Raw genomic sequence first — 7,017 nt, 5'->3', positions numbered from 1 at the left:
AGCGCTACGCTGTATGGCAGCGCTTACATCCATACACAGGACGGGCCTACTGCAGCATACCTGGCCACCGCCAGTTACCAGGAAATAGAGCATGCCATGACCGGGCATCCCCGTTTTATAGCTAACAACGGGCGTATAGGATTTGATGCTACGGACTATAAAAGTTTTGCGCCGGAAGCTGCTACGCCATTTCCTTTAATATGGCTGGCCGGCCGCCGGGATTGTACGGAATTTACCAGCATAGATCCGCTTACCTATGAGCAGGTGCTGCAGCAGGAGCTGGGCGCTGAAAAAGCAGCCGCCTTTAATGCAATCCTTACTGATAAAGCATTGGACCCGGCGCAATATATTTTTATGCCGGTGCATCCCTGGCAGTGGTTTAATAAGCTGGCCGGCATTTTTGCGCCGGATATTGCCGCCCATAAGCTGGTGTACCTGGGGTATGGGGATGATGAGTATTTACCTCAGCAGTCTATCCGCACCTTTTTTAATGTAGATCAGCCACAGAAATACTATGTAAAAACAGCGCTGTCTATTTTAAACATGGGTTATGTGCGCGGATTATCGCCCTACTTCATGCGTACCACCCCGGTCATTAACGAATGGGTGCATACGCTGGTTGAAGGGGATGCCTATTTGCAGGAAACCGGTTTTTGTACCCTGCGGGAAATAGCCACCACCGGCTATTCCAACCATATTTATGAGCAGGCAACCAAAACAGATAACCCCTATAAAAAAATGCTGGCGGCCTTATGGCGTGAAAGTCCTATGCCGAAAGTGCAGCCGGGCCAGCGCCTGATGACCATGGCCGCGCTGCTGCATGTGGATGTAAATGGTAATGCGTTACTTCCGGAACTGATCCGCAGCTCCGGTAAGGATACAGATACCTGGCTGCGCCAATATTTCTATTGTTATATGAGCCCCCTGCTGCACTGTTTCTATAAGTACGATATGGTATTTATGCCACATGGGGAAAACCTGATACTGGTGCTGGAAAATAATGTACCGGTAAGGGCTATCATGAAAGACATTGGCGAGGAAGTATCTGTTATGAATGCAGATACCGTACTACCGGAAGCGGCTAAACGGCTGCTGGTGCCGGTAGCTGAAGAAGCGCGTACGCTGCCCATCTTTACCCAGGTGTTTGATTCCATTTTCCGTTTCATCTCCGCCATTTTGGTGGAGCATGCAGATTACCCGGAAACCCGTTTCTGGGAGCTGGTTGCGGAAACCATATTACAGTACCAGCAGGCGCACCCCGAGCTGGCGGCTAAGTTTAAACGGGATGACCTGTTTGTACCGCAGTTTAACCCGGATGCGCTGAATAAAATGCAGATCAGCAATAACCGTCAGCTGCGCAACCGCGCTAATCCTTTTGAGGTGCATTCCGTGGGGAGCTTGCAGAACCCCGTGGCTGCTTTTAAAACCAAACTGCGTCCGCAACTGGAAATAGTATGAGAAAGCTGATCATTATTTGTCTGCTGGCCGTATTAGGTTGTAGCCGGCTGTATGCACAGCAGCAGCTGTTTATAGAGGATCTGACCTCGCGGGAGCTGGCCGCAAAGATCCGCGCCGGTGCACAAACGGTATTGATCTTTAGTGGTGGTACAGAGGCTTCCGGCCCGCACCTGGTATTAGGCAAGCATAATTACCGGGTGCGCCTTTATGCCGCACAGATCGCAGGTAGCTTAGGGAATACACTGATAGCGCCCATACTGCCCTTTGCGCCTAATCACCCGGTGCTGGAACGCTTCCCGGGAACTATTTCCCTAAGCGATCAAACATTTACCAGCGTGCATGAAGACCTGGTACGCAGCATGGTGATGGCTGGTTTCCGGTACATAGTGCTGCTCAGCGATCATTTCAACAGCCAGCAGCCCTTAAAAGTACTGGCAGCCCGCTTAGACAGCACGCTGCAGCCAAAAGGTGTACGTGTGTTTTTTTCAAGCGATGGCTATGCAAAAGCAAGAACACAGATAGAAGCCATGATTGCCGCCAAGGGCCAGGTGCCCGGTGGGCATGGAGGTTTGTGGGATGCTGCAGAAACCTGGGCAGCCACACCAGCCGCTGTTAGAACCGCTTACTTCGCCAGCGGTGATACAACCAAAGGTGGTAACGGTCCGCTGGATGCTGCCGGTGTTTCCGGCGATCCCTGTATGGCTACACCGGAGCAGGGGCTGCTATTCGGCAAGCTGCGCGTGCAGCTGGCAGTAGCTGAAATACGTGCATGGTTAATTAAAATAAAAAATTAAAAATGGAGATCCAGGTTATTCATCCGCCAATAACGCAAACACAAACTGATAAAATTTCAGTATTGCTTCATTACTGCTGCCGGGAGCTCAATAACAGCAGCTGTTATGGCGGCATGCCAAAGTATGATACCGCGCTGGCGGCCTTCTTTAAAACTACCGGTTATGCATTACACCTGCGTTTAGATTTTTCATCCATTGGGTTGGAGGTGTTTGTACCCCTGAAATATTTTTCAGAAAGCGGGTATCATGTTTATGATCTTCCTGCAGGAGAAAGAGAGATAGCCACCGGTGTAATTAAGGAATTAGATGCAGATGGCCTGGCTGCTATTATTAAGCGCTATGCACCGTCTATGAGCACACGCATAGATCCCTTGCCGGATGTGCCGCGGGGAATGCCTGACCCCATTGCCTGGTTTGAAAACTATCTGCAGCAAAAGCTACCCTTGTTAGGGGACCAGGCACAGGAATTTATCCTCCATCAGCTAATGCCGGTAATAGGTGCGCTGGGTTATCATTACCAGGCAGATGAAATTCATTTAATTCAGCTGGCGTACCAGGCTTTTCAAACAGATAACGCTGATCTGCTATCCTATAATAAGCTGGGAAATACCCCGAACCCTTTACACAAACACTTTTTTTCCAGGGCGCTTATTAATCCAGCAGGTACAGGCACGGTATACAGCCGCTATTTCCCTAAAGAGGATGTAACGGTAAGCATACGCCCCTTTGATATAGAGCGTGACCTGGAAATGGTGCACGACTGGTTTAACCGGGAGCATGCTAAAAAGATCTGGAAAATGGACTGGCCCTTACAGCAGCTGGAAACCTACTACCGTACTATGTTGCCGGGCAATGCTGCTCATAGTTATATAGGCGAAATAAATGGGGAGCCAACCTACAATTTTGAAGTGTACTGGGTGGTGCGCGATATGCTGGCGGATTATTATGATGCACTGCCTACTGATTATGGCACGCACCAGTTTATTGCACCCACAGATCCCAGGAAAAAATTCGCTTCTCCATCCACACAATCCATGCTGGATTTTGTATTTGCACAACCGCAGGTTGGCAAAATGGTGGGTGAAGGATCGGTTGAATCCCTGGCGGCTATTATGAACAAAGCACATGTAGGCTTCAGAATAGAGAAGGTGATTGAGCTGCCGCATAAAAAGGCTAACCTGAATTTCTGCTACCGGGAATGGTATTGGGCCAAATTCCCGGAAGCACAACACATTACCCCACAAACTGTAAAACAATTTTAAAATGAATAAACAACAGGTATATCATCTTATCGGCATCGGCATTGGTCCTTTTAACCTGGGGCTGGCTGCATTGTTACACCCGGTTAAAAGCGTGCATGCTGTTTTCTTTGACCAGGGCGATGTGTTTGACTGGCATCCCGGTTTGATGTTGGACAATGCTACGTTGCAAACTCCTTTCATGGGCACGGACCTTGTTACCATGGCCGACCCTACCAGCCATTTCAGCTGGCTGAATTTCCTGAAGCAAACCAACCGGCTGTACCCATTCTTTATCCGGGAAAGCTTTTACATGCTGCGTAAGGAGTATAACCAATATTGCAAGTGGGTGATTGAGCAATTACCCTCCTGCCGGTTTTCGCACAAGGTAGTATCCGTAGCTTATAACAATGAGCTATATGAGGTAAATGTGCTGCATACTAAAACCGGCGAGGTAACTACTTACTATGCGGAACGGCTGGTGCTGGGCACCGGCACCCAGCCTTATGTACCGGCATTTGTGAACAGGGCGGTGCTGCCGAACGTGATCCACACATCGGAGTACTTATCCAACAAAGCCAATATTTTAAAACAAGGCGCGCTTACTGTTATTGGCTCCGGGCAAAGCGCTGCTGAAATTTTTCACGACCTGCTGCCGGAGGTCAGGAATGGTTTTCAGCTGGACTGGATCACCCGTGCAGAAAGGTTTTACCCGATGGAATACTCCAAACTCACGCTGGAGCTCACTTCCCCTGAGTATGTAGATTACTTTTACAACATGCCGCCGGAAAAACGCCGCAGGATCTTATCGGCACAAAACCCATTGTTCAAAGGCATTAACTATGACCTCATCAATGAAATTTTTGATACACTGTATGAAATGAGCGTGGGCGGGCAACCCGTAAATGTGCAGCTAAAAACCTGCAGTGAGCTAAATAGCATTACAGCCGGTACGGGCTCACATGCTTATGCTTTACAATTTACACAGGTGCAGCAGCAGCAGCCATTTACACACCATACCAATGCGGTGGTATTGGCTACCGGTTATAAGTACAATGAGCCTGCATTTATACAAGGCATTAATGAGCGTATACGCCGTATGCCGGATCAGCTGCCGGATGTGCATCGCAACTATACCATTGACATTAATAACAGCGAGATCTTTGTACAGAACGTGGAGCTGCACAGCCATGGCTTTGTAACGCCAGACCTGGGGATGGGCGCCTACCGCAATTCCCGCATCATTAATACCATAACCGGTAAAGAGATCTACAAGGTTGAGGAGCGTATTGCTTACCAGGAATTTGGTGTGGCTGCTGCAAAAGCGCCTGTAACACAGCTGGTGCAGGAACATTTTTAACGTTAAACCATCACTCATGAACGCCGTGCTTTTCAGGGCCCGCTCTATATTTAATTTATTGAAACATGCCATTGCCGGTACGGAAAAAGATTTTACTTCCGGTAGTGTGAACCGCGCTACATTCTTATTATCTGTGCCCACCATGCTGGAGCTGGCCATGGAATCATTGTTTGTAATGGTAGACCTGCTGTTTGTAAGCAGCCTGGGAGAAAGGGCTATTACGATTGTAGGCATCACCAATTCAGTGATCATCATTTTCCATTCCGTAGCCATGGGTTTAAGCATTGCAGCTACGGCCATCATTTCCAGGCGGGTAGGGGAAAAGAAACCGCAAACCGCTGGAATGGCTGCTATGCAGGCCATTTACCTGGGCATTATACTTTCCGTATTGTTTAGTGTGCCGGCGATGTGCTTTAATAAAGGCATCCTTCACCTGGCAGGCGCTTCACCCTCGCTGGTGGTGGAAGGCGACCTGTTTTCCCGCATTATGTTCGGCTGTATCATTTTTGTGGTGATGCGTGTATTGCTGAACGGTGTGTTCCGCGGGGCCGGTAATGCAGCTATGGCTATGCGCACGCTAATGCTGTCCAATGCGGTGAACGCCGTGTTATGCGCTATCCTGATCTTTGGAGCAGGACCTATACCTGCGTTTGGCTTGCTGGGCGCCGCTATGGCCACCGGTATTGCTAACTGCATAGGTGTGGGCTACCAATGCTGGTATTTTGCCACGCAGGAAAAAAGGATCCTGATCGGCAAAAAACAATTGATGCTGGCGCCGGACATTATTAAACGCCTGTTAAAGCTGGCGGCTTCCGGTACGGTACAATACCTGGTGCCCTCCTCCAGCCGTTTTCTGATGATCATTATTGTAGCTAAGCTGGGAGAGAGTGTGCTGGCCGGTTACATTGTAGCTAACCGTATTATTATGTTCACCGTATTACCGGCATGGGGTATTGCCAATGCGGCCGGTGTATTAACCGGGCAAAACCTGGGTGCAGGCCAGCCGGAAAGGGCAGAGCAGTCGGTATGGAAAACCGGCACTTTTAACATGTTCTTCCTGGGCGCTATTGCCCTGGTATTATTGCTGGCCGGGGAAAACATTGTGCATTTATTTACCCGGGAAACCATTGTTGCACAAAATGCGGCGCTATACCTGCGCTATATGGCCATTGCCTATTTTTTCTTTGGGTATACCATGGTTATTTCCCGCTCCCTGAACGCAGCCGGTTCCGTACATGTGGTAACCTTGCTGTATGTGCTGATGTTTTATGTTACACAGCTGCCGCTGGCATATCTACTGGGACTGCATTACAGCTGGGGCGCACAGGGTATTTTCATTGCCATCCTGGCTTCCGAGCTGGTATTAGCTGCTGCCTGTATCACTGTTTTTAAAAGAGGTAACTGGAAAAAAGTAAAAATATAATCTACCATGAACGCAACACAACAACTGCAGGATATATTCGCTGCCGCCTTATCCATCCCGGCAGCGCAGGTCACCAATGAGTTGAGCTACCAAAGCATTCCGGAATGGGATTCGGTATCACACATTTACCTGATCACTGAGCTGGAAGCTGCTTTTAATATTTCTATTGATACGGAAGAAGTGTTGGAAATGAGCAGCGTGGAAAAAGTAAAGGAAACACTGCGCAAACATCAAATAGCTATTGACTGATGATAAAATTGTATGACCTGATAGCTGCCAACCCGCAGCTGGTATATGTAGATGGGGCTATGGGACAGCGTTTCAGGGTAAGCGACTTTAAACATACCCTGGATCTTGAACCGCGGCCTGGCTTAGCATTTTTATATATTGATAACAGCATTGCTGCTATTGAAGCTTTATTAAACTTCCTGGATAGCCCGTACACCATTGCTTTGCTAAGCCCTAAGCTAAACATAGCCTACAAGCAGCAGCTGGAACAGCTGTACGGGCCTTGTTATATCTACGATCCATCCCGCACAGCCGTGGATGGATTTGAAGCTGCTGCACGTCTGTTCAGGAATACAGCGCAAGCCGGCTATCCCATTCACCCGGATCTTAAAGTATTGTTAAGCACTTCCGGCACCACCGGCTCCCCTAAGTTTGTAAAGCTGTCGGAGCACAACCTGGTGCAGAATGCCTTATCTATCATTGACTATTTACCAATAGTACATCATGATGTAAGCC

General features: G+C 48.7%; 6 protein-coding genes and 1 pseudogene. All 7 read left to right on the top strand.

Translation table 11 applies throughout. The features are described 5' to 3' along the window. A partial coding sequence (locus VIM87_RS28000; protein ID WP_332000176.1) for an IucA/IucC family protein occupies positions 1-1,458 on the top strand: 1,458 nt, incomplete at its 5' end. Next, positions 1,455-2,252 carry a creatininase family protein gene (locus VIM87_RS27995; RefSeq protein WP_332000175.1) on the top strand — a complete coding sequence of 266 codons (798 nt, stop codon included), beginning with the start codon at positions 1,455-1,457 and terminating at the stop codon, positions 2,250-2,252. The genes VIM87_RS28000 and VIM87_RS27995, both read left to right, overlap by 4 nt. 2 nt (positions 2,253-2,254) lie before the next feature. Then, positions 2,255-3,514: a GNAT family N-acetyltransferase gene (locus tag VIM87_RS27990; RefSeq protein WP_332000174.1), complete on the top strand. Its 1,260-nt coding sequence runs from the start codon at positions 2,255-2,257 to the stop codon at positions 3,512-3,514. Between the two features lies 1 nt (position 3,515). Then, entirely contained in the window at positions 3,516-4,850 is a 1,335-nt protein-coding gene (locus VIM87_RS27985) for a lysine N(6)-hydroxylase/L-ornithine N(5)-oxygenase family protein (protein ID WP_332000173.1), read from the top strand. A 16-nt stretch (positions 4,851-4,866) separates the two neighbouring features. Continuing rightward, entirely contained in the window at positions 4,867-6,273 is a 1,407-nt protein-coding gene (locus VIM87_RS27980) for an MATE family efflux transporter (RefSeq protein ID WP_332000172.1), read from the top strand. Positions 6,274-6,279: 6 nt separating this feature from the next. Then, positions 6,280-6,522: an acyl carrier protein gene (locus VIM87_RS27975; RefSeq protein ID WP_089920150.1), complete on the top strand. Its 243-nt coding sequence runs from the start codon at positions 6,280-6,282 to the stop codon at positions 6,520-6,522. After that, positions 6,522-7,017 (top strand): annotated as a pseudogene (locus tag VIM87_RS27970) (long-chain fatty acid--CoA ligase); the annotation flags it as partial. The gene VIM87_RS27975 and the pseudogene VIM87_RS27970, both read left to right, overlap by 1 nt.

Origin of the sequence: Chitinophaga sp. (genome assembly GCF_036569125.1) — a bacterium.
In the GTDB taxonomy this organism is placed as follows: Bacteria; Bacteroidota; Bacteroidia; order Chitinophagales; family Chitinophagaceae; genus Chitinophaga.
This window is presented reverse-complemented; position numbering and strand designations above follow the sequence as displayed.

Coding starts and splice junctions, on each gene's coding strand:
- VIM87_RS27975 (WP_089920150.1), top strand. CDS start 6,280: ATGAACGCAACACAACAACTGCAGGATATATTCGCTGCCGCCTTATCC.
- VIM87_RS27985 (WP_332000173.1), top strand. CDS start 3,516: ATGAATAAACAACAGGTATATCATCTTATCGGCATCGGCATTGGTCCT.
- VIM87_RS27995 (WP_332000175.1), top strand. CDS start 1,455: ATGAGAAAGCTGATCATTATTTGTCTGCTGGCCGTATTAGGTTGTAGC.
- VIM87_RS27990 (WP_332000174.1), top strand. CDS start 2,255: ATGGAGATCCAGGTTATTCATCCGCCAATAACGCAAACACAAACTGAT.
- VIM87_RS27980 (WP_332000172.1), top strand. CDS start 4,867: ATGAACGCCGTGCTTTTCAGGGCCCGCTCTATATTTAATTTATTGAAA.